This window comes from Nonomuraea sp. NPDC050383, assembly GCF_044459125.1.
GTDB lineage: Bacteria > Actinomycetota > Actinomycetes > Streptosporangiales > Streptosporangiaceae > Nonomuraea.
In genome coordinates this window covers 77302-98017 of the sequence record NZ_JBITIP010000005.1, presented here as the reverse complement: position 1 = coordinate 98017, position 20716 = coordinate 77302, and the positions used below count along the sequence as shown (strand labels likewise).

Annotated in this window: 23 protein-coding genes; 12 read left to right on the top strand and 11 right to left on the bottom strand. The window is 72.7% G+C overall.

The genetic code is table 11. The features are described 5' to 3' along the window. Positions 1 to 4: 4 nt before the first annotated feature. Together ACIBG4_RS14595 and ACIBG4_RS14590 are read left to right on the top strand one after the other, a co-directional pair. A complete protein-coding gene (locus ACIBG4_RS14595) occupies positions 5 to 820 on the top strand; it encodes a hypothetical protein (protein WP_397202198.1) in 816 nt (271 codons plus the stop codon). Next, a complete protein-coding gene (locus tag ACIBG4_RS14590) occupies positions 817 to 1392 on the top strand; it encodes a DNA-3-methyladenine glycosylase I (RefSeq protein WP_355444811.1) in 576 nt (191 codons plus the stop codon). Before ACIBG4_RS14595 ends, ACIBG4_RS14590 begins: the two co-directional genes overlap by 4 nt. Here the strand turns inward: ACIBG4_RS14590 and ACIBG4_RS14585 are convergent. After that, a complete protein-coding gene (locus ACIBG4_RS14585) occupies positions 1379 to 2155 on the bottom strand; it encodes an enoyl-CoA hydratase-related protein (protein WP_397202197.1) in 777 nt (258 codons plus the stop codon). The two genes, ACIBG4_RS14590 and ACIBG4_RS14585, sit on opposite strands and share 14 nt — an antisense overlap. Further along, entirely contained in the window at positions 2152 to 2928 is a 777-nt protein-coding gene (locus ACIBG4_RS14580) for a PaaX family transcriptional regulator C-terminal domain-containing protein (protein ID WP_310712904.1), read from the bottom strand. The genes ACIBG4_RS14585 and ACIBG4_RS14580 overlap by 4 nt, the downstream gene beginning before the upstream one ends. Positions 2929 to 3109: 181 nt before the next feature. Between ACIBG4_RS14580 and ACIBG4_RS14575 the strand changes: the two genes are divergently transcribed. Further along, on the top strand, positions 3110 to 3277 hold the full coding sequence (locus ACIBG4_RS14575) for a DUF3117 domain-containing protein (protein ID WP_020545024.1): 168 nt from the start codon (positions 3110 to 3112) through the stop codon (positions 3275 to 3277). 79 nt (positions 3278 to 3356) lie between these two features. Then, on the top strand, positions 3357 to 4766 hold the full coding sequence (locus ACIBG4_RS14570; protein WP_397202196.1) for a leucyl aminopeptidase: 1410 nt from the start codon (positions 3357 to 3359) through the stop codon (positions 4764 to 4766). Between the two features lie 54 nt (positions 4767 to 4820). Here the strand turns inward: ACIBG4_RS14570 and ACIBG4_RS14565 are convergent, their stop codons facing one another. Beyond that, positions 4821 to 5459, bottom strand: coding sequence for an O-methyltransferase (locus ACIBG4_RS14565; protein WP_310712916.1), 639 nt, complete (start codon positions 5457 to 5459; stop codon positions 4821 to 4823). Between the two features lie 161 nt (positions 5460 to 5620). Between ACIBG4_RS14565 and sigE the strand changes: the two genes are divergently transcribed. The 4 genes from sigE to ACIBG4_RS14545 all read left to right on the top strand — a co-directional run bounded on the left by sigE (position 5621) and on the right by ACIBG4_RS14545 (position 9553). Continuing rightward, the gene (gene sigE, locus ACIBG4_RS14560) at positions 5621 to 6277 is read left to right on the top strand and encodes an RNA polymerase sigma factor SigE (RefSeq protein ID WP_310712919.1); all 657 of its coding nucleotides are present in this window, start codon (positions 5621 to 5623) and stop codon (positions 6275 to 6277) included. Positions 6278 to 6299: 22 nt separating this feature from the next. Next, positions 6300 to 6806 (top strand): zf-HC2 domain-containing protein, encoded by a 507-nt coding sequence (locus ACIBG4_RS14555; protein ID WP_355444796.1) that lies wholly within the window; start codon positions 6300 to 6302, stop codon positions 6804 to 6806. A 182-nt stretch (positions 6807 to 6988) separates the two neighbouring features. Beyond that, positions 6989 to 9049, top strand: a complete 2061-nt coding sequence (locus tag ACIBG4_RS14550) for a trypsin-like peptidase domain-containing protein (RefSeq protein ID WP_397202195.1) — start codon at positions 6989 to 6991, stop codon at positions 9047 to 9049. A 144-nt stretch (positions 9050 to 9193) separates the two neighbouring features. Further along, positions 9194 to 9553, top strand: coding sequence for a sec-independent translocase (locus tag ACIBG4_RS14545; RefSeq protein WP_310712924.1), 360 nt, complete (start codon positions 9194 to 9196; stop codon positions 9551 to 9553). Between the two features lie 156 nt (positions 9554 to 9709). Here the strand turns inward: ACIBG4_RS14545 and ACIBG4_RS14540 are convergent, their stop codons facing one another. Then, complete coding sequence (locus ACIBG4_RS14540) at positions 9710 to 10849, bottom strand: Mrp/NBP35 family ATP-binding protein (RefSeq protein ID WP_397202194.1); 1140 nt, start codon at positions 10847 to 10849, stop codon at positions 9710 to 9712. A gap of 171 nt (positions 10850 to 11020) precedes the next feature. Between ACIBG4_RS14540 and ACIBG4_RS14535 the strand changes: the two genes are divergently transcribed. Further along, positions 11021 to 11485: a MarR family winged helix-turn-helix transcriptional regulator gene (locus ACIBG4_RS14535; RefSeq protein WP_397202193.1), complete on the top strand. Its 465-nt coding sequence runs from the start codon at positions 11021 to 11023 to the stop codon at positions 11483 to 11485. Here ACIBG4_RS14535 and ACIBG4_RS14530 read toward each other — a convergent pair. Both ACIBG4_RS14530 and ACIBG4_RS14525 read right to left on the bottom strand, forming a co-directional pair. Further along, positions 11469 to 11936 (bottom strand): DUF1003 domain-containing protein, encoded by a 468-nt coding sequence (locus ACIBG4_RS14530; RefSeq protein WP_310712930.1) that lies wholly within the window; start codon positions 11934 to 11936, stop codon positions 11469 to 11471. The two genes, ACIBG4_RS14535 and ACIBG4_RS14530, sit on opposite strands and share 17 nt — an antisense overlap. A gap of 43 nt (positions 11937 to 11979) precedes the next feature. Continuing rightward, complete coding sequence (locus tag ACIBG4_RS14525; protein ID WP_397202192.1) at positions 11980 to 13185, bottom strand: magnesium transporter MgtE N-terminal domain-containing protein; 1206 nt, start codon at positions 13183 to 13185, stop codon at positions 11980 to 11982. A 96-nt stretch (positions 13186 to 13281) separates the two neighbouring features. On the opposite strand from ACIBG4_RS14525, the gene ACIBG4_RS14520 reads away from it, so the two are divergent. Next, positions 13282 to 14262 (top strand): EamA family transporter, encoded by a 981-nt coding sequence (locus ACIBG4_RS14520; protein WP_397202191.1) that lies wholly within the window; start codon positions 13282 to 13284, stop codon positions 14260 to 14262. A 132-nt stretch (positions 14263 to 14394) separates the two neighbouring features. Here ACIBG4_RS14520 and ACIBG4_RS14515 read toward each other — a convergent pair whose 3' ends face one another. The 3 genes from ACIBG4_RS14515 to ACIBG4_RS14505 all read right to left on the bottom strand — a co-directional run bounded on the left by ACIBG4_RS14515 (position 14395) and on the right by ACIBG4_RS14505 (position 16721). Beyond that, positions 14395 to 14766 carry a hypothetical protein gene (locus ACIBG4_RS14515; RefSeq protein WP_355444777.1) on the bottom strand — a complete coding sequence of 124 codons (372 nt, stop codon included), beginning with the start codon at positions 14764 to 14766 and terminating at the stop codon, positions 14395 to 14397. A gap of 67 nt (positions 14767 to 14833) precedes the next feature. Continuing rightward, the gene (locus tag ACIBG4_RS14510) at positions 14834 to 16033 is read right to left on the bottom strand and encodes a cytochrome P450 (RefSeq protein ID WP_397202190.1); all 1200 of its coding nucleotides are present in this window, start codon (positions 16031 to 16033) and stop codon (positions 14834 to 14836) included. Between the two features lie 118 nt (positions 16034 to 16151). Then, positions 16152 to 16721, bottom strand: a complete 570-nt coding sequence (locus ACIBG4_RS14505; protein WP_397202189.1) for a biotin transporter BioY — start codon at positions 16719 to 16721, stop codon at positions 16152 to 16154. Positions 16722 to 16880: 159 nt separating this feature from the next. Between ACIBG4_RS14505 and ACIBG4_RS14500 the strand changes: the two genes are divergently transcribed. Continuing rightward, on the top strand, positions 16881 to 17819 hold the full coding sequence (locus ACIBG4_RS14500; protein ID WP_355444768.1) for a CoA ester lyase: 939 nt from the start codon (positions 16881 to 16883) through the stop codon (positions 17817 to 17819). A gap of 6 nt (positions 17820 to 17825) precedes the next feature. Here ACIBG4_RS14500 and ACIBG4_RS14495 read toward each other — a convergent pair whose 3' ends face one another. Together ACIBG4_RS14495 and ACIBG4_RS14490 are read right to left on the bottom strand one after the other, a co-directional pair. Beyond that, complete coding sequence (locus tag ACIBG4_RS14495) at positions 17826 to 18374, bottom strand: DUF6529 family protein (RefSeq protein ID WP_397202188.1); 549 nt, start codon at positions 18372 to 18374, stop codon at positions 17826 to 17828. After that, a complete protein-coding gene (locus ACIBG4_RS14490) occupies positions 18371 to 19105 on the bottom strand; it encodes a hypothetical protein (protein ID WP_397202187.1) in 735 nt (244 codons plus the stop codon). Before ACIBG4_RS14490 ends, ACIBG4_RS14495 begins: the two co-directional genes overlap by 4 nt. Before the next feature lie 100 nt (positions 19106 to 19205). Here ACIBG4_RS14490 and ACIBG4_RS14485 point away from each other — a divergent pair, with 100 nt between their 5' ends. Further along, positions 19206 to 20342: a lysostaphin resistance A-like protein gene (locus ACIBG4_RS14485; RefSeq protein ID WP_397202186.1), complete on the top strand. Its 1137-nt coding sequence runs from the start codon at positions 19206 to 19208 to the stop codon at positions 20340 to 20342. The last annotated feature ends 374 nt before the right edge of the window (positions 20343 to 20716 follow it).

Below are 20716 nucleotides of genomic sequence, written 5' to 3'. Positions count from 1 at the left end.
CCATGTGCTGGTCATCCTCGCCATCGCGGCGCTCGCCATCCTGGCCTGCGTGGTGCTGGTCTCCCTTGGCAGGGGCGGTGAGCTGACCGAGTTCCCGCCGGACGTGCCGCCCCTCGACCTGCCCGAGGCCACGCGGCTCACGGCTGTCGACTTCATGGCGCTTCAGCTTCCGGTCAACATCGTCGGCTATCACACACAGAGCGTCGACGAGACGTTGCGCAGAGCCGCCAGCGCGATCAGCGCCCGCGACACGCGCATCGCCGTGCTGGAGCAGCGAGTCTCGGAGCTGATGTCGAGCCGCCTGTACGCGCGCCAGGAGCTGTACGCCTCGCCCGGCGGCGCGCCACGGACCGACCATGAGCCCGACGGCCCCGCCGAGCTGCCCAGCCTGCCCGAGGACGGCGACCCGATCGCCGCCCAGGCCGACGACCCGATCGCCGCTCAGCCGGAGCCGATCGCGGTCCCGGCCGCCGAGGTGGCGCCCGCGGAAGAGCCGGGCACGCCCGCCGCGGACGGCGTTCCGACGGATGCGAACGGCGTTCCCCCCGAGCCCCGGCCAGAGCCCGAGCCCGAGCCCGGCGAGAAGGCCGCGCACACCGGCGAAGAGACCACGGACACGAGCGAGGAGCCCGCGGACCCCCACGAGGAGACCGCGGACACGCGCGAGGAGACTTCGGGCCCGCGCGACGAGGCCGCGGACACGCGCGACGAGACGGCGGACACGCGCGACGAGACGGCTGACACGCACGAGGAGGCCGCCCGCACGCGGGTGGAGCCGGTGCGGGCGGTGGCGGGCAAGGAGGGGGACGAGCGCGCGTGACCGAGCTGATCCGCTGTACCTGGCCGGGCCTGGCCGATCCCCTCTACACGGCCTACCACGACGAGGAGTGGGGCCGCCCCGTCCACGGTGACGACAAGGTGTTCGAGCGGGTGGCGCTGGAGGCGTTCCAGTCCGGGCTGTCGTGGCTGACGATCCTGCGCAAGCGGGAGAACTTCCGCGCCGCCTTCGACGGCTTCGCCATCCCCAAGGTCGCCGCGTACACCGAGAAGGACGTCGAGAGGCTGCTCGGCGACGCCGGGATCGTCCGCAACCGCGCCAAGGTCGAGGCCGTGATCAACAACGCCCGCGTCGCGCTCGACCTGCCCGGCGGGCTGTCCGAGCTGGTGTGGCGGCACGCCGACCCGGGCGCCCCGACGCCGAGGACGATGGCCGACGTGCCCGCCGTCACGCCGGGCTCCAAGGCGCTGGCCAAGGAGCTGAAGCGGCACGGGTTCAGATTCGTCGGCCCGACCACCGCCTACGCGCTCATGCAGGCGATCGGCCTGGTCAACGACCACATCGAGGGCTGCCTGGCGCGCACCCCGGCGACGGGCGTGCTCAGCGGCCGGTGAACGACGGGCGCTCCTTGGCCAGGAAGGCCCGGGTGGCGTCGCGGTGGTCGCGGGTGGCGGCGCACTCGTCCTGCAGGACCGCCTCCAGCTCCAGCGCCTCCGGCAGCGTGTGCGTGGCGGCGTAGGCCAGCGCCCGCTTGGTGGCCGCGTATGCGCGCGTGGGCCCCTGCGCGAGCCGTACCGCCAGCTCCCCGGCGGCCTTGAGCACGTCGTCCGGCGGCACCACCCGGGTGACGAGCCCCAGCTCCAGCGCCCGCGCGGCGTCGACCGGCTCGCCGAGCAGCATCAGCTCGGCGGCGCGCCCCGCGCCGACGAGGCGTTGCAGCGTCCAGGACGCCCCCGAGTCGGGCGCGAGCCCGATGCCGGAGAACGCGAGCGCGAACTTGGCCCGCTCCGAGGCGATCCGCAGGTCGCAGGCGAAGGCGAGTGAGGCGCCCGCCCCCGCGGCGACGCCGTTGACGGCGGCCACCACCGGCTTGGCCATGGTGGTGATGAGCTCCACCAGCGGGTTGTAGTGCTCGCGCACGGTGCCGGCCAGCCCGCGCCCGGCCTCCAGGTTGTCGGCGTGCTCGCGCAGGTCCTGGCCGGCGCAGAAGGCCCGGCCGGAGCCGGTCAGCAGCACCGCCCGCACCTGGTCGTCGCCGGCCGCCCGGCGCAGCGCCTCCAGCAGGGCCGACTTCACCTCGGCCGTCAGCGAGTTCATCGCCTCGGGCCGGTCGAGCGTGACGGTGGCGACGGAGTCGGTCAGGTCATAGCGGATCACGGCAGCTCCCTGTCGACGAACGCGGCGGCTGAGGGCAGCAGGCGGGACGCCTCCTGCTCGAAGTACGCTCTGGCCTGCTCACCGGGCCAGCCGGCCGGCAGCAGCTCGGGCGGCAGGCCGGGGTCGCGGAAGAGGAAGTTGCGCCACCCGTGCACGAGCCTGCTCCTCGTCGCGAACACCTGGTCGTCCGGCGCCCCGCCCGGCAGCGCCCCGACCAGCGTGGCAGCCTCCGTCAGCCATCGCTCGTACGCCTCGCCGACGGCGTCCAGATCCCAGATCCGGGCCACCAGCTCGCGGGGGTCGCCCTCCAGCGCCGCGTCGAACCTGTCGGCACGCAGCCCCTCACTGGCGAGCAGGTGGTCCACCTCCCGGGAGGAGCGCGGCCCGGCCCAGGTGGTCTCCGACAAGGGCGCGTACCCGAGAAACGCGAGAACGGCCTTGACCCGGTCCCTGCGCGGCCGATCCCTCATCGGTTCCAGAACGATCAGGTGCCACCGTCCGTGCCAGGCCGGTGTTCCCGCTCGGTAAATTCTCGACGCTGCGTCGTCCAGTCTTCTGACGCACTTCGGCGTGAGCCCGTAGCCGGCCCCCTGGGGCAATCTGACGGGCTCCAGCCAGCCCTGCCTGACCATGCGGGAAACGGCGGTCCGCACGGCGGGAGCGGCGATCTCCAGGGGTTTCATGAGGCGTACGAGAGCCGCCACGGAGGCCTGTCCGCCGCGCGGGCGCAGGTGGTCTCCATAGAGGTCGAACAGGGCGGCGCGTGCGTGCACGCTGTCCAGTTTGGACGTCTTCTCCACCCCCGACAACGCATTCTGGGAGGAGATCGTTACCCATGAGCGCTCTCGATGCGGGAGAATAGGACATCACAGAAGACGTGAATGCGCCGCCCTCCCTAGCGGGCGGACTGAAAACCGCGGGCCGCGGGAGCCCAAGGCAGGAAGGGATGCACGCATGGCGGCGATGAAGCCGCGGACCGGCGATGGTCCGCTCGAGGTCACCAAGGAAGGGCGCGGCATTGTCATGCGGGTCCCTCTGGAGGGTGGTGGCCGGCTCGTCGTGGAGATTTCCGCAGACGAGGCCAAGGCGCTCGGCGAGGCGCTGAAGAACGTCGTCGGCTGAGAGCTCCCGAGTAAGACCTGGTCCGACGGCCCTGGCGTATCCGCGCGCCAGGGTCGCTGACGTTTGAGGAGAATGTTCCGTGCCCATTGAGACCACTGCATCGGTGGTCGCCGGCGTCCCGGACGACGCCGAGCTGCTGGCCGTCCCCTACACGCCCGAGCTGATTCCCGCCGTCGAGCTCGACCTGCCGGTGCCCCTGCCCGGCCTGCTGGCTCACTACGAGGCCAAGGGCGAGGCCGGCGAGATCGTCGAGGTCCCCGTGGCACGGGAGGGCGGCGTCGGGCGCGTCCTGCTGTACGGCGTCGGCGACGGCTCGCCGAAGGCGCTGCGCAAGGCGGCGGCGGGGCTGACCCGCAGGGTCAAGGGCCGCGAGGAGCTGACCGTGGTGGCGCCGGAGGGTGACGTCGCCGCGTTCGCCGAGGCCGCGCTGCTGGCCGCGTACTCCTTCCGCATCGGCCGGCCGGGCAAGCCGCCCGTGCGCTCGCTGCGGTTCGCGTTCGCCGACGAGCAGGCCGTACGGCGGGGCGAGACCGTCGCGCAGGCCGTGGCGCTGGCCCGTGACCTGGCCAACACGCCCGCGTCGGTCAAGACGCCCGCCTGGCTGGCCGAGCGCGCCGCCGAGCAGGGCGTGCCCGTGCGGGTGTGGGACGAGGAGCAGCTCCAGGCCGGCGGGTTCGGCGGCATCCTCGCCGTCGGCCGCGGCTCGGCCAACCCCCCTCGGCTCATCCAGCTCTCCTACGTTCCCGAGGGCACTCCCGAGCGGCACGTCGTGCTGGTGGGCAAGGGCATCACGTTCGACTCGGGCGGCCTGTCGCTCAAGCCGACCGAGAACATGAAGACCCAGAAGACCGACATGGCGGGCGGCGCCGTGGTGATCGCCGTCATCGGCGCGCTGGCGCGGCTGGGCGTCCCGGTCCGGGTCACCGGCCTGGTCGCCTCCGCCGAGAACATGCCGTCCGGCACCGCCCAGCGGCCCAGCGACGTCATCACCCACTACGGCGGCCGCACGGTCGAGGTGCTCAACACCGACGCCGAGGGACGGCTGGTGCTGGCCGACGCGCTGGCCTACGCCGACGCCGAGCTCGACCCCGACGCGGTCGTCGACATCGCCACGCTGACGGGCGCCATCACCGTCGCGCTCGGCCGCAACGTCGGGTCCGTCTACTCCACCGACGACGACCTCGCCCGCGCGCTCGTGGCCGCCGGCCGTGACAGCGACGACCGGCTGTGGCGGATGCCGCTCATCGACGAGTACGCGCCGGCCCTGGAGTCGCCGATCGCCGACCTGGCCAACGTGGAGAGCGGCAGCACCTACGGCGCCGGGTCCATCACGGCCGCGCTGTTCCTCAGGGAGTTCGCGGGCAAGAGGCCGTGGGCGCACCTCGACATCGCCGGAGTGGGCCGCAGCACGGTCGACGACGGGATCCTGACCAAGGGGGCCACGGGCTTCGGGGTGCGGGTCCTGCTGGAGTGGCTGACCCGCGCGTAGCCGCGCGGGGGCCGCGCCCGCGTGGGCCGAAGGGGCGGCGGGCGCGGGACGGCGCTAGTCGGCGATCTTGACGGCGGCGAGCAGCCCGTCGCCCAGCGGCATCAGCAGCGACCGGAGACGATCGTCGCCCTGCACCAGCTTCCCCAGCTCCCGCAGGGCGACCGTGTCGGGGTCGCGCTGGGTGGGGTCGGCCACGCGGTTGTGCCACAGCACGTTGTCGAAGGCCACGATGCCGCCCACGCGCAGCAGCCGGACCGCCTCGGCCAGGTAGTCGGCGTACTCCTGCTTGGCCCCGTCGGCGAAGACCATGTCGTAGCCGCCGTCCGACAGCCGGGGCAGCACGTCGAGCGCCCGGCCGGTGATCAGCCGCACCCGCCCGCCGGCGAAGCCCGCCTCGGCGAACGCCTGCCGCGCCAGCCGCTGGTGCTCGGGCTCCACGTCCACGCTGGTCAGCGTGCCGTCGGGGCGCATGCCGCGCAGCAGCCAGAGCCCCGAGACGCCGCAGCCGGTGCCGATCTCGACGACCGACTTGGCGTTGAGCGCCGTGGCGAGGAAGCAGAGCGCCGCCCCGCCCCCGGGAAGGATGGGCACGGCGCCCATCTCCAGGCCGCGCTGCCGCGCCGCGCGCAGGATCTCATCCTCGTGATGGAACTGCTCCGCATAGGCCAGAGTGGCCTCCACCTGACTGGTCATCGGCCTCCTCCCCCCACTTTCGTGCGATTGGTCACCGATCGCAGCCTAGGGGAGTAGCGCCAGGACGGGAACTCAGGAGCACCCTGAGGCGTTGCAGGTTTAAACGGGCTTTGCCGGTCCGGAAGGCAGGCAGTGCGCATGAGGGGACGAAAGCAGGCACTATGGCGGTAGCTGTGGTCCCAAAGAGAGGAGATCTGGTGGACGAACGCGACCACCAGGCCGATGCCTCCGTGTCTGATTGGACGCCTCCCACCTGGGAGGAAGTGGTGCGGACGCACTCCGCGCGCGTTTATCGGCTGGCGTACCGCCTGACCGGCAACGTCCATGACGCCGAGGACCTCACCCAGGAGGTCTTCGTACGGGTCTTCAGGTCGCTGTCGAGCTACACGCCCGGGACGTTCGAGGGCTGGCTGCACCGGATCACGACCAACCTGTTCCTCGACATGGCGCGGCGCAAGCAGCGCATCCGGTTCGAGGGACTGGCCGACGACGCCGCCGAGAGGCTGCGCGGCCGGGAGCCGTCACCGGCGCAGGCGTTCGACGACGCCCATCTCGAACCCGACATCCAGGCCGCGCTCGACGCGCTCGCCCCCGAGTTCCGCGCGGCGATCGTGCTGTGTGACATCGAGGGCCTGTCGTACGAGGAGATCGCGGCCACGCTCGGGGTCAAGCTGGGCACGGTCCGGAGCCGTATCCACCGTGGCCGGGCGCAGTTGCGCGAGGCGCTCGAACACCGAGCCCCGCGACACTCACAACTTCCCCCGCCTGTAGTCCCCCCGCCAGCATTCCCGTCGGGGCCCCGTGGGGAGGAAGTCTGATATGTCGCATCTTGGAGAACGCGTGTCCGCACTCGTGGACGGCGAGCTCAACCATGCCGAGCGCGATCGCGCGCTGGCTCATCTGACGTTCTGCGCCGACTGCAGGCGGGAGGTCGAGTCGATGCGGGCGCTGAAGTCGCGCCTGCGCTCGCTCGACGAGCTCGCCATGCCGGCCGACCTGACGATGTCGCTGCTGCGGATGGCCGAGCCGGGCGGCCCGCTGCCGCCCCGCGAGCGGCCCTTCCCGGCGCGGACCTTCGGAGGTGTCCCGCTGCCGGGCCCTCATTCCATCGCGCCCCTGGACAACCGCCCCCGCAGGGACGCGAACGGCGGCGTTTCCGGCCCCGGCCGCCGGGGTAGGCGGCGCGGCACGTACGTGGCGGTCGGCGTGGTCTCCGCGGCCGTCGCACTCGGCACCTTCTTCGCCGTGTCCGGCGCCGGGCAGACCAGCACGCCGCCGCCGGTCGAGCTGTTCCGGCAGAACACCCCCGCCTCAACCCAGGCCACTCCGCCCACCGCCACGCCCTGACCAGGACACGGCGGGCTGGGATACTCGGTGGCGTAGTCCACGGCGTCGGGGGCATACGATCGGAGTTCGGGGTTTTGGAGAGGAACCGCCGGTAGAAGCGTGGTTCCTGACCATTGCTTTACGACTCTCGTATGCCGATCGCACCAGGATTGCGGTGTCGAGCAAGGAGTGGTGAGACGTAGATGACCGACGAGAAGCGCCCGGGCGAAGGACGCATGCCGTCGGACTTCCCTGTGACTCAGGGGCGCCCGGAATTCCTGCCCGCGGACGGCCAGGCCGACCGGCCTGGCGGCGGGCCGGGAGCGCCCTCGTCCGGCTCACCGGGCTCCTGGGAACCACCGAGCTCCTCCGAATCACCGGGCGCCGCCTGGGGTTCACCCGCCTTCCCCGACTCGCAGGGCGCCTATGGCCGGCCGGAAGGCCCGCAGGAGCCGTACGGCTCGCAGGGGGCCTGGCGGGCAGCCTCCGGGCACCCCGGTGACGTGCCCGTCTTCGGCGCCCCTCAGGGCCCCTACGGGGGCCCTTCGCCCTCGTTCGGCGCTTCGGGTGACCGCGGTGACCGTGGTGGCGAGGCAGGGGACGGGGTGCCGTTCCAGGCTGCCTCGGGGGACGCCCGTGACGCCTCCGACGCCGGTCCGGGTGGCGACGCCCAGCGTGGCCGCTCGCCGTACGAGCCGAGCCGTGAGGCCCGGCAGGAGCCCGGGCCGGAAGGGCAGGAACGCGGGCAGGAGAGCGGTCAGGAAGGCGGCGCCCCCGGCGAGCCTCCCTTCGGACGCCCCGACGCGGGCGACCGGCCCTTCGGCCGGCCCGACGGTCCCGACACGCCGTTCGGCCGCCCTGACAGCGGCGATCCGTCGTTCGGACGCGCCGACGACTCGCCGTTCGGCCGTCCCGATGGCGGTGACCCGCCCCACGGGCGGGGCGACGCGGGCGAGGCGTCGTTCGGCGCCGAGGGCGGGTCGTCCACCCGCGCCTACGACAGCCCGTTCTTCGGCCCCTCGGCCGGCCCTGCGCCCTACGGCGGCGACACGCCCCCGCCGCCCCCGCGTCACGCGCTCGGGATGGGTCCCGGCTGGGCTCCACCGCCTCCCGGAGGCGGCGTCGCGGCGGCCCCCCGGCGTGGCCCCGGCATCGGCGTGCTCGTGGCGCTGGCCGTGGTCATCGCCCTGGTCGCCTCCGCGCTCGGCAGCATCGGCACCTACCTGCTGACCCGTTCCAACGGCACCGACCCGACCTACAGCCTCGGCCCCGCCCCGACCGGCGCCACCAACCGGGCGCCCGACTCGGTGGCCGGCGTGGCGGCGCGGGTGCTGCCCAGCGTCGTGTCGCTGGAGGTCGGCAACGGCAGCAACACCGAGGGCGCCACGGGCTCCGGGTTCCTGATCAAGAACGGCTACGTGGTGACCAACAACCACGTGGTCGCCATGGCCGCCAAGGGCGGCGAAATCAAGATCATGTTCTACAACCGCAAGACCACGACCGGCCGCATCGTCGGCCGGGACCCGGGCTCCGACCTGGCCGTGGTCAAGCCCGAGGACACCTTCGGCACGCCCGAGATCAACCTGGGCAACTCCGACCAGGTCGTGGTCGGCGACCCGGTGATCGCGGTCGGCTCGCCACTGGGCCTGTCCGGCACGGTCACCACGGGCATCGTCAGCTCCCTGAACCGGCCGGTCATCGCCGGCGACGAGAGCGGCGGCTCCGAGGAGCCCGCCTACATCAGCGCCATCCAGACCGACGCCGCCATCAACCCCGGCAACTCCGGCGGCCCCCTGGTCAACGGCAAGGGCGAGGTCGTGGGCGTCAACTCCGCGATCGCCACGCTGAGCCGCTCGCTCACCAACCAGAGCGGCAGCATCGGCCTCGGCTTCGCCATCCCGGTCAACCAGGCGCGGCGCGTGGCCGAGGAGCTGGTGACGAGCGGCAAGGCCAAGCGCCCCAAGATCGGCATCGTGCTCGACCCCGACTACAAGGGCCAGGGCGTCCGCATCGCCTCCGAGCCCGCCGAGGGCCGCCAGCCGGTCGACCCCGGCGGTCCCGCCGCCAAGGCCGGGCTGAAGGCGGGCGACGTCATCCTGGAGCTCGACGGGCTGCGCCTGCAGGACGGCAACGAGCTCATCGCGCTCGTCCGCAGCAAGTCGCCGGGCTCGCACATCACGGTCAAGTACCAGCGCGCCGGGCAGGAGCGCACGGCCACCCTCACGGTCACGGCCGACGCCGAGCCCGCCCCGACGCCGTCCTGAGCCGTACCGGGGCCGGTGACCGTACCTGGGGCACGGCCTCGGGTACGGTCACCGGGGCTGGGGGTCGATCCGAGCGCGGGAGCCTTTAGGCTGGGATACGCCGGGGTTGTCCTCGGAGTAGTTGGACTGCGCTAGGAGCTCACGGTGTTCGGACTCGGGTGGCTTGAGGTCGGGGCGCTGATCGTCATCGCGCTTCTCGTCTTCGGGCCCGACAAGCTGCCCCAGGCGGCGGCGCAGGCGGGCAAGACGCTGCGCAACCTGCGCCGGATGGCCAACAACGCGCGCGACGACCTGAGAGCCGGCCTGCCGCCGGAGTTCTCCGACTTCGACCCGGCCGACCTCAACCCGCGCACCTTCGTTCGCAAGCACCTGCTGGACGACGTCGAGGACGCCTGGAACGCCAAGCCGGGCGAGCTGGAGACGGCCACGGCCGCGCCCGTGCCGGAGCCGGTGGACGAGCTGGGCTACGGCCAGATCCCGCCGTACGACTCCGAGGCGACCTGACGCCGCTCGTCGGAGCCCGCCGAAACCCGGGACAACAGACGCCGGTCGTCGGAGCCCGCCCGAACCCGCGACAACAACCGCGACAACAACCCGCGACAGCCTGCGGAGACGCGGCGGGCCCGCTCGGTGTGAGCGGGCCCGGAGCGGGAGCGGGTGCTAGCCGCGGTTGGGGGACAGGCCGAGCTGGAGGCCCTTGAGGCTGGAGGACCGCTTGCTCAGCGTGCCCGCGATCGAGCGGAGCTCGGCCGCCGCCGCCGAGTCGGGGTCGGTCAGGACCAGCGGCTTGCCCTCGTCGCCGCCCTCGCGCAGCCGCAGGTCGATCGGCACCTGGCCGAGCAGCGGCACGCGGGCGCCGAGCGTGCGGGTCAGCGCGTCGGCGACCGTCTGGCCGCCTCCCTCGCCGAAGACCGCGATGCGCTCGTCGCAGTGCGGGCAGGGCAGCCACGCCATGTTCTCGATGACGCCGGCGATCTGCTGGTGGGTCTGGGCCGCGATCGACCCGGCCCGCTCGGCCACCTCGGCGGCGGCCATCTGCGGCGTCGTCACCACGAGGATCTCGGCGGACGGCAGGCGCTGGGCGACCGAGATGGCGATGTCCCCGGTGCCCGGAGGCAGGTCGAGGAGCAGGACGTCGAGGTCGCCCCAGTAGACGTCGGCGAGGAACTGGTGCAGCGCCCGGTCGAGCATCGGGCCGCGCCACACCACCGGGTCGTTGCCTGCCGGCTTGAACATGCCCACCGAGATGACCTTGATGTCATGCGCCATCGGCGGCATGATCATGTCTTCGACCTTGGTCGGCCGCTCGGAGGCGCCCAGCATGCGGGGAATGCTGTGGCCGTAGATGTCGGCGTCCACGATGCCGACCTTGAGGCCGCTCGCCGCCATGGAGGCGGCCAGGTTGACCGTGACCGACGACTTGCCGACGCCGCCCTTGCCGCTGGCCACCGCGAAGACCCGGGTCAGCGACCCCGGCTGGTTGAAGGGGATCTCCTTCTCGGGGCCGCGGTCGCCGCGCAGCTTGGTCTGGAGCTGCTTGCGCTGCTCCGTGCTCATGACGTCCAGTTCGATCTCGACGCCCGTGACACCGTCGAGCCGGGAGACCGCAGTGGTGACGTCACGGCGGATGGTGTCCTTCAGCGGACAGCCCGCGACCGTGAGAAAGACGCCGACGCGAACCACGCCGCCGGGCGCGAAGTCGATGCTCTTGACCATTCCGAGATCAGTGATCGGACGACGGATCTCGGGGTCGATGACGGTGGCGAGGGCGGCCGTCACCTGTTCCTGGGTTGGTGCCATCGAAGTCTCGGCACGAAGGGAGTGCCGTCCCTCCTTAGTGGTCTCTGTATGTCAGGCGCTGCACGCCGGTGAGGATGCCCCTCCATGGTATGAACCAGGGGCACGGCACGGTTAATCCGTGCCGCGTCGATGGCTGTATAGGTGTGCGTGCAACAAACTAAGGTTACTCCCGTGACTCTTCTGCGCGACGAGAGCCTCACCGCCGAGGAGCTGGCCGTCTGGCGGATGCTGCAGCGGGCGCAGGTGCGGATCACGCGCCATCTGGAGGCCGAACTGCTGGACGCCCACGACCTGCCGCTCGCGTCGTACGACGTGCTGTCGCAGCTCGCCGAGGCGCCCGGGCGGCGGCTGCGGATGAACGACCTGGCGGGCAGGGTGCTGCTGTCCCGCAGCGGCCTGACCCGGCTCATCGACCGGTTGCAGCGCGACGGGCTGGTGAGCCGGGAGGCGTGCGAGAGCGACGCCAGGGGGCTGTTCGCGGTGCTGACGGACGCGGGAGCCGCTCGGCTGGCCGAGGCCACGCCCACCTACCTGCGCGGTGTCCGCGCGCAGTTCCTCGACGTCCTGGGCCCCGGCGAGGTCACCCGGGTGCGGGAGCTCGCGGCGCGGCTGGCCGAGGTCACGGGCGCTCCCTGAGCTCCTCCAGCAGGTGCTGGAGCTCCGAGCGCAGGTAGTCGCGGGTGGCGACCTCGCTCAGCGCCATCCGCAGCGCGGCGATCTCCCGGGTCAGGTACTCGATCTCCGCCTGGTTGCGCTCGGCGGCCTCGCGGTCCTGCTCGTACTGGACCCGGTCGCGGTCGGCCTGCCGGTTCTGGGCGAGCAGGATGAGGGGCGCCGCGTACGAGGCCTGGAGCGACAGCATGAGCGTGAGGAAGATGAACGGGTACGGGTCGAAGGCCAGGTCGGCCGGGGCGACGGCGTTCCAGATGACCCAGACCGCCACGAACACCGTCATGTAGACGATGAACCGCGCGGTGCCGAGGAAGCGGGCGATCCGCTCCGACAGGCGGCCGAACGCCTCCGGGTCGTAGTGCGGGCGCAGCGTGCGGCGCAGGTCGCGCGGCTGGTCCAGCCGCTCGGCCGTCACGACGGCCCCCCGGCGCCGGAGAGCCGGGCGGGCCGGCGGGCGCTCATGGGTGCGCGCCTTCGCGCCAGTCGGCCGGGAGCATGTGGTCGAGCACGTCGTCCACGGTGACCGCGCCCACCAGCCGCCCCAGCTCGTCCACCACGGGCGCCGCCACCAGGTTGTAGCTGGCCAGGTAGCAGGCCACCTCGGGCAGTGTGAAACCCGGCCGGATGGGGTCGATCGACGGGTCGAGCACCGAGCCCAGCAGCGTGGAGGGCGGGTCGCGCAGCAGCCGCTGGAAGTGGCTGACGCCCAGGTACGCCCCCGTGGGCGTCTCGTTCGGCGGCCGGGTCACGTACACCTGGGCCGCGACGGACGGCGCGAGGTCCTTCTGCCGGATGTGCGCGAGCGCCTCGGCGACCGTGGCGGTCGGCGGCAGGATCACCGGCTCGCTGGTCATCAGGCCGCCGGCCGTGTCCTGCGGGTAGGTGAGCAGCCGCCGCACCGGCGCCGCCTCGCCCGGCTCCATCAGCGCCAGCAGGTGGGCGGCCTGGTCGGCGGGCAGGTCGTTGAGCAGGTCGGCGGCGTCGTCGGGGTCCATCTCCTCCAGGACGTCCGCGGCCCGCGCGGGTTCGAGGGTGCTGAGGATGCCGATCTGGTCGCGGGGAGGCAGCTCCTCCAGCACGTCGGCGAGCCGGTCGTCGTCGAGCGCGCGGGCGATCTCGATCCGCCGCTTGCCGGGCAGCTCGTGCAGGGCACTGGCCATGTCGGCGGCCCGCATCGACTCGAACGCGGCGATCAGCCCGGCGGCGCCCTGGTCCTTCTGGAGCTGGTCGAACCCGGACACCTCGCCCCAGTCCATGATCCGGGGGTCGCGCCGCCGCCTGCCCCGGTACACGGCGACCTTGGTGATCTCCCAGGCCGACGGCCTGGTCTCCTCCATGGCGACGTCGAAGACCGTCATCTGCTCGCCCCCGGCGCTCACCGTGCGGTCGAGCATCTCGCCGATGACGAGGGTCTCGGTCGCGCGCTTCTCGAAGCGGCGCAGGTTGAGCCGGCCCGTGAAGACGACCGCGCCTGCCTCGATGCCCCGTACGCGGGTGACGGGCAGGAAGACGCGGCGGCGCGGCTGCACCTCGACCACCATGCCGTGGACGGCGGGCGGCAGGGTCCCGCGCAGGCCCACCACGACGTCCCTGATCCGGCCGATCTGGTCGCCGGCCGGGTCGAAGACCGAGGTCCCGGCCAGGCGGGCCACGAAGATCTTCATACCGAGCAGGCTAACAGCCGGGCGACATTGCGCCCCGGACGCCCGGCATGTCAGTATCAAAAGATAAGAACGGTAATTACGGCGAACGGTGTGGGAATGAGATACACGGGACTCGCGATGGCGCTCGTCTCGGCGTGGTGCTTCGCGTTCTCCGGACCCATGGCCAAGTACCTGAACGCGGCCGGGCTGGCGCCCATGGAGGCGGTCTGGGTGCGGATGGCGGGCGCGGGGCTGCTGATGGTCGCCGTGCTGGCCGTGCTCAAGCCGTCCGCCCTGCGGATCCCGCGCTCGCGGCTGCCGTTCTTCGGGCTGTACGCCGTCGTGGCCGTCGCCGGGGTGCAGTCGCTGTACTTCGCCGCGCTCACCCGGCTGCCCGTGGGGATCGCGCTGCTGCTGGAGTACATGGCGCCGGTCATGGTCGTGGTCTGGGTGCGCTTCGTGCGCCGGATCCGGCTGCCGCGCTCCGCGTACCTGGGCGCGGTGACCGCCGTGGTGGGGCTCGGCATCGTGGTGGAGGTCTGGGACGGCCTGCGGCTGGACGCGCTGGGGCTGCTGCTGGCCCTGGTCGCCGGGGCGTGCTGCGCCGGATATTTCCTGATGAGCGATAGCTTCGGGGACGACGTGGATCCGCTGGGGCTCATCGCCTGGGGCATGCTGGGCGCCGCCGTGGTGCTCGTGCCATTCGCCCGGCCGTGGAGCATCCCCTGGGAGGCGTTCACCCGCTCGGTCGCTCCCGAGGGAGGCGGCCTCACCCTGCCGGCGTTCGGCGCGTACCTGTGGATGGTGCTGGTGGCGACCGTCGCGGCGTACATCCTGGGCGTCAACGCGGTGCGGCGCCTGTCGGCGGCCGTCGGCGCGACGGTGGCGTCGTTGGAGGTCATCGGCGGCGCGGTGGTGGCCTGGGCGCTGGTGGGCGAGGCGCTCGGGGCGTTCCAGATCATCGGCGGGCTGCTGGTGCTGTCCGGGGCGCTGCTCGCCCAGACGGCGGCCTCCCGCGGCGGGGCGCCGGCGACCGGGTCCGCGGCCCCGCAGTCGTCCGCCGAGGCCGGCCTGGCCCTGGACCGCGCACAGACCTGACCGCGCCCCGCCCGCCAGGGGGTCGGTACCTGGGCCGCGGCTGGAGCTGACCGGCCGCGACATGCTGGACGTCGCCCTGCGCGGGCGCCACGTCTTGGCGAACCGCCGAGGGACGACAGCCCGGAGGGCGGGTCAGGACTCCAGGGGTGTGAGGCGGAGGACCGTGGATTCCCGGGCCCAGCGGTCCGCCAGGTGGGCGCCGTCGCGCGCGTTGAGCCGCTCCTTGGCCAGCGCCGCGACCGCCTCCGGCTCCGCCCGCTGGTCGACGACCTGGACCGCCGCGTCGAACTCCACCAGCCGCGCCCCGTTGTCCTTGCTGCGCAGGGTGACCCGGACCCGGTCGAGACCGGCGAGTCCCGGAAGGTCCTGCTCGCCGCCGCCGGTCACGAGGTGGATGGCGCCGTCGTGCCAGGCGTGCCAGGCCAGGCGGGGGCGGTCGAGGCCGAGCCAGAGGACGCCGGACTTCTTCGCGCCCTCCTCGATGGCCGCGCGTGTGTCGCTCACGTCCCGACTGTAATCCAGCGCGGTGATCCGTTGGCAGATCGCGTGGCGGTCCCCCTGCCCAGCGACCTCACAGGGTCACGGGGAGCGACGTCAAACGCCACGTGCCAGGGTCGGGAGCGCGTCGCGCGCCCTCCGGGCCGGCCGCCAGCTCCGGGAGGCGGCGCAGCAGGGCCGACAGGGCCACACCGGTCTCCACGCGGGCCAGGGAGGCGCCCAGGCAGAAGTGGGCCCCGTGGGCGAACCCCAGGTGGGTCGCCTCCCGGGCCCGGGTGACGTCCAGCCGGTCCGGGTCCTCGAACACGCGCGGGTCCCGGTTGGCGGCGGCGACCGAGGCCGTCACGGCGTCCCCCGCGCGGATGGCCGCCCCGTACAGCTCGACGTCCTCGCTCGCGTAGCGGGGGACCGTCAGCAGGATCGGGCCGCACCAGCGGGTCAGCTCCTCGACGGCGCGGGGCATGAGGCCGGGGTCCGCGCGCAGTGCCCGGAGCTGGGCGGGCTCGGACAGCAGGACGTGGACGGCGTTCGCGATGAGGTTCGCCGGGGTCTGCCCGGCGAGGACCAGGTGCCAGACCAGCGTGACCAGCTCGGTGTCGCTGAGCCGGTCGCCGTCCTCCGCCTGCGCGCGGATGAGATCCGCCAGGAGGTCGGACGGCGCGTCGCCGGTCGGCGGGGCGGCGCGCCGGCGGGCGACCGCCTCCCTGGCGCCCGCCATGATCCCGGGGATGGCCGCGGCGAACCCCGGGCCCGCCCCCGCGGCGACGAGCGTGCCGAACTCGCGCCAGCGCGGCCGGTCCTCCTCCGGCACGCCCACCAGCTCGCAGATGACCTCCATCGGGAGCGGGGTCGCGAAGTGCCGCAGCAGGTCCACGACGCCGTCGCCGGCGTGGCCGGGCAGCTCGTCCAGCAGGCGCTCCACCACGCGCTCGATCGCGGGCCTGAGCGTCTCGGCCCGCCGCGCGGTGAACGCGGGCGCGACCAGCCGGCGCAGCCGCAGGTGTTCGGGTCCGTCCATCTCCGACATGGTCCGCATGTAGGGCAGGCAGTCCTCGGGAACGTCCGGCCGCAGGAAGCTGCCCGAGGTGATCGCGAACCGGGCGTCCGCCAGCATCGCGCGGGCGCCCTCGTGCCGGGTCAGCGTCCACAGCGGTGGGAGGCCCGGCGTCAGGACCCGGGCGATCGGCGAGCGCTCCCTGGCCCGGCCGTACGCGGTGAACGGGTCACCGACCACCTCGGGATCGGTGAGGTCGATCTCTGGGATGTCCGCCACGAAGCCTCCAGATGATGAGATCATATGGCCCGGCAATCTAGATGATGCGACCATCTGAAAGCAAGGCACGAGAAAGGCCGGGCTCCGAAGAGCCCGGCCTTCGCCGGTCGCGGCCCGTCTAGCGGCGGGCGAGCTTCCAGGCCAGCGGCAGCAGGCCGGCCGCCACAGCGATCTTGACGGCGTCGCCCAGGAGGAACTTGCCGGCGCCCTCCACCAGCGCCGTCCCCAGGTCCAGGCCGGTCACCGCCACGAGCACCGGCAGGCCGAACGCGTAGATGATGACGTTGCCCAGCGCCATCGTGCCGACCGTGCCGAGGACCGTGCGGTCGGCGCCGCGCTCGGCGAGCTTGCCGACGACGGCCGCCGCGGCGATGAAGCCCAGCACGTAGCCGAACGACGCCCCGCCCCAGCCCGAGCTGTGACCCGCGAACCACGGCACGCCCGCGATGCCGGCGACGAGGTAGAGGGCCATGCTGGCGGCGGCCCGGTTCATGCCGAGGGCCGCGCCCACCAGCAGGACGGCGAAGGTCTGGGCCGTCACGGGCACGGGCCAGAGAGGGACCGTGAGCTGGGCGGCCAGACCGGTCAGGCCCGCTCCTCCGACCACGAGGGCGACGTCGCGGACACGGCTGCCCGGCAGCAGGTCGGACAGGACGGCGGGGCGGATCGACACGGGGGCGGATGCCATCAGGGCTACACTCCTTCGCTTGGTCTTGCCCCTATTGTTGGCCGTCGCCCGCTTCGTGTCCTGCACCGGGTGTGCCAAGAACGACCCGACCGGTTTGTACGGGTGCGATAGAAGCCGGTCGCCGTGCCCCTCTCAGGCGGACCCACTAGCGTGTGCCGCATGCGCTCACGTCGTTCGGTTCTCGCGGTGCCCGGCAGCAACCCCCGGTTCCTGGAGAAGGCCCAGGGCCTGCCGGTGGACGAGGTGTTCCTCGACCTGGAGGACTCCGTCGCGCCGCTGGCCAAGGACCAGGCCCGCGCCAACGTCGTCACCGCGCTGCGCGAGGGCGACTGGACCGGCAAGACCCGCGTCGTCCGGGTCAACGACCTGTCGACGCAGTGGACGTACCGCGACGTGATCGGGGTCGTCGAGGGCGCGGGCGAGCACCTCGACTGCCTCATGCTGCCCAAGGTCCAGGACTCCACCGAGGTCGTCTGGCTGGACACGCTGCTCACCCAGATCGAGAAGGCCATGGGCTTCGAGGTGGGCCGCATCGGCATCGAGGCGCAGATCGAGAACGCCCGCGGGCTGGTCAACGTCGACACCATCGCGGGCAGCTCCCGGCGGCTGGAGACGCTGGTGTTCGGGCCCGCGGACTTCATGGCCTCGCTCAACATGCGGACCCTCGTCGTGGGCGAGCAGCCCCCCGGCTACACCGAGGGCGACGCCTACCACTACATCCTCATGCGGCTGCTCATGGCCGCCCGGACGCACGACCTCCAGGTGATCGACGGGCCGTACCTCCAGATCAAGGACGTCGAGGGGTTCACGCGGGTGGCCCGGCGGTCCGCCGCGCTCGGCTTCGACGGCAAGTGGGTGCTGCACCCGTCGCAGGTGGACGCGGCCAACGCGGTGTTCTCGCCCACCCAGGAGGACTACGACCACGCCGAGCTCATCCTGGAGGCGTACGAGCACTCCACGACGGTCGAGCGGCGCGGGGCCGTCATGCTGGGCGACGAGATGATCGACGAGGCGTCGCGCAAGATGGCGCTCGTCGTCGCCGCCAAGGGCCGCGCCGCCGGGCTGAGCCGTACGAAGACGTTCCAGCCCGGCGAGTGACTCCTGTCAGAAGGTGACCCCGACGCTGGTGAAGAACCAGAACGCCGAGGTCAGCCAGAGGCCCACCAGCGCCGTGAACACCAGCCCGCCCAGCACCGGCAGCGTCCAGCCCGGCGTTCCCCGCTTGGGCAGCGCCAGCATCTTGGCGGTGAAGAGGCCGTAGAAGAAGCAGCCGAGCAGCGAGTGGGCGAGCACCCGCGGCACGTCGTACTGGAGTCCCAGCGCGTACAGGCAGTGGAAGGCGACCGGGATCGTCAGGACGAACGCCAGCCGGCCCGACCAGCGGTGCACGGCCGGCGGGACGGGGACCCGCAGCCTGCCCCACATCGACAAAGCCGACACGATCTGCACGATCGCCAGCAGGAACGCGCCCGTCGTCAGCCACGCCTTCATCGGCAGCGCCCCCGAGAAGCCCGCCGGTCCCACCGCGAAGCCCGTGGGCGCGTGGACCCGCCCGTAGACGCCCAGCGCCACAGTGGCGAGCGCGCCCGCGAGCAGGGGAGTGAGGAGGACGGTCAGGCCGCCCGGCCGCCTGCGGCGCACGGTGGTGGTCATCGCATCTCCTCGATGAAGCCGTCGACGTCCTTCGGGTAGAGGGTGGCCTCGCCGGCGGTGACGGGCTCGGTCGGCCGCTCGCCGTCCAGCTCGGGCACCTGGATCTGCTCCTCGCCGGCGAACGCCGCGCCGACCTGGGTGAAGCCGCCCTGCGGCCGCTTCAGCACGATCCAGCCGGCCCGGATCTTCGCGCCGCGCACCTGCGCGGTCGCCCGGTACAGGCCCGACGGCTTCCTGACCACCGGCGCGTCGAACGTCCACCGCTTGCCGCCGACCTTCAGCCACCCCTTGGCCTTGCCGCCGCCCAGGGTGGCCCCGGCCGCCGCGCCGCCGAAGCCTACGAGGCCGACCTTCCCGCCGGCCGCGTCGCCCTTGAACCACGCCTCGGAACGGCCGTCGCAGAAGTACCCGATGGCCTTGTCGCCGCGGACCGAGATGGCGATGAGGCCGCCGTTGCGGTCCACGTGTCCGCCGTAGTCGGCCTTGATGGGGCCCTTGGCCGTACGGGTCGGCGACGGCGTGGCCCGCGGCGTGCCCTCGGCGGGCCGCGCGCTCTGGTCGTTCGCGGCGTTCTCCGGGCTCTTGGTGCTTTCCGGGCTCTTGGTGTTCCCGGTGGTGCTCGCGGTGGCGGTACGGTCCGCCGCGGGTGCCGCGGTGACGCTGGCGACACCGAGCCCCGCGGCGAGCACGGCGCCGGCCGCCAGGGTGAGGACAGGTCCCAGCCTTGACATTGGATCCGCTCCCAGGCTCGACATGCTGACACCACGAGCATCCGCCCAAAAGGACGAGCCGTCTGTGAAGTAATGCGCATCGGATGGACAGAATGTAAAGATGCAGGAGAACTCAGGACCCCAGCTTCCGTACGGCACGGAGCCGCCCGGACCCGTCCACCAGCCCTGGCGGGCGGGCTCCCCTGAGTCCGCCCCGCAGCCGCCCGCCCCGGCGGCTCCCCCCTACGGCGCACCGCCCTACCCCGCGCCGGCGGCTCCCCCCTACGGCGCGCCGCCCTACCCCGCCCATCCGGGCCACCCGGCCTACGGCGCTCCCCTGCCGCAGCCGGTGTCCTGGTTCGCCCCCACGCCCTCCGGCGCCCACTACGACCACCTGGCCAGGACGCCCCTCGCCCGCCCTTGGCGGCAGATCGTCGGGACGCTGGTGGTGGCCCTGGGGTTCCTGGTCGTGGGCGTCGTGGTGGTCCTGGCGGGCTCGGTGTTCGCCACGATCGCCGGGCTGCCGATGCCGATCACCGCGGACGAGTCGTTCGGCGACCCGGTGTTCGGGATGGCGGTGCTGCTGCTGTCGATCGCGGCCGTGCTGCCGCTGGTGTTCGGGACCGCCGCGCTGGTGCAGCAGCGCAGGCCCGGGACGCTGTCGTCGGTGGCCGGGCGGCTGCGCTGGCCGTGGCTGCTGACGTGCGCCGGGGTGGCCGTGCTCGCCCTGGTGCTGGGACAGGCCGCCCAGGCGGTGGCGCTCATGCTGTCGGGGGAGGACACCTCCGACATGTTCGGGTGGGCGGGCTGGCGCGAGTTCGTGCCCGCCCTGATCGTGATCGTGCTGCTGGTGCCCTTCCAGGCGGCGGCCGAGGAGTACATCTTCCGCGGGTGGGTGCTCCAGGCGCTGGGCGCGCACGTGCGCAACCCGGCGTGGGCGATCGTGCTGGGTGCCGCCCTGTTCGCGTCGCTGCACGGCTACACGGGGGCGGGGCTGTTCGACGTGTTCGCGTTCGGAGCGGTCATGGGGTGGCTGGCCGTACGGACCGGAGGGCTGGAGGCGCCGATCGCGCTGCACGTGGTCAACAACATGATGGCCTTCGGGCTGAGCGCGGCGGCGGGACAGCTCGACGACGCGCTGCGACAGGGTGCGGTGCCGTGGCAGGCGCTCGCGGGGACCGTGGTGCAGCTCGGGGTGTTCGCCGGCGGGGTTCTCTATCTCGCGAAAAAGCGGTCAATCAGCGTTATCTCTGGATAAATACGGCGAAGGGGCTGAGGAATCTCGCTAGAGAGGTCTCGCCATTCTGGCTTCGGCGTGCTGGTCTGGATGCTGTGGGGAGGCGAGGATGGCGGAGGTGATCATCTCTGTCCGGCGGGGTACGTGTCGACGCGTGCCGGCATTCCCGGGGACAGGCGCCTACAAGTGATCCCCAGCCCTGGAGCGGTCCGAATCGTCCGGCCGAATCCCGGAAATGCGGTTTTGTGCCCTGTTGATCAGGTTCGACCCGTTCGACGAGCTCGACTAGGAGGTGCGCCGCGTGGCCTCCGCTCCCAGCGATCCGCCACGGCGACCGCCGGGTGACGACGACCCTCACCCGGAATCCGCCCCGGACCCGTCCACCACGGCCCCAT

Coding starts and splice junctions, on each gene's coding strand:
- ACIBG4_RS14550 (WP_397202195.1), top strand. CDS start 6,989: ATGACCGACGAGAAGCGCCCGGGCGAAGGACGCATGCCGTCGGACTTC.
- ACIBG4_RS14525 (WP_397202192.1), bottom strand. CDS start 13,185: ATGAAGATCTTCGTGGCCCGCCTGGCCGGGACCTCGGTCTTCGACCCG.
- ACIBG4_RS14485 (WP_397202186.1), top strand. CDS start 19,206: ATGCAGGAGAACTCAGGACCCCAGCTTCCGTACGGCACGGAGCCGCCC.
- ACIBG4_RS14565 (WP_310712916.1), bottom strand. CDS start 5,459: ATGACCAGTCAGGTGGAGGCCACTCTGGCCTATGCGGAGCAGTTCCAT.
- ACIBG4_RS14505 (WP_397202189.1), bottom strand. CDS start 16,721: ATGGCATCCGCCCCCGTGTCGATCCGCCCCGCCGTCCTGTCCGACCTG.
- ACIBG4_RS14495 (WP_397202188.1), bottom strand. CDS start 18,374: ATGACCACCACCGTGCGCCGCAGGCGGCCGGGCGGCCTGACCGTCCTC.
- ACIBG4_RS14540 (WP_397202194.1), bottom strand. CDS start 10,849: ATGGCACCAACCCAGGAACAGGTGACGGCCGCCCTCGCCACCGTCATC.
- sigE (WP_310712919.1), top strand. CDS start 5,621: ATGGCGGTAGCTGTGGTCCCAAAGAGAGGAGATCTGGTGGACGAACGC.
- ACIBG4_RS14520 (WP_397202191.1), top strand. CDS start 13,282: ATGAGATACACGGGACTCGCGATGGCGCTCGTCTCGGCGTGGTGCTTC.
- ACIBG4_RS14575 (WP_020545024.1), top strand. CDS start 3,110: ATGGCGGCGATGAAGCCGCGGACCGGCGATGGTCCGCTCGAGGTCACC.
- ACIBG4_RS14500 (WP_355444768.1), top strand. CDS start 16,881: ATGCGCTCACGTCGTTCGGTTCTCGCGGTGCCCGGCAGCAACCCCCGG.
- ACIBG4_RS14490 (WP_397202187.1), bottom strand. CDS start 19,105: ATGTCAAGGCTGGGACCTGTCCTCACCCTGGCGGCCGGCGCCGTGCTC.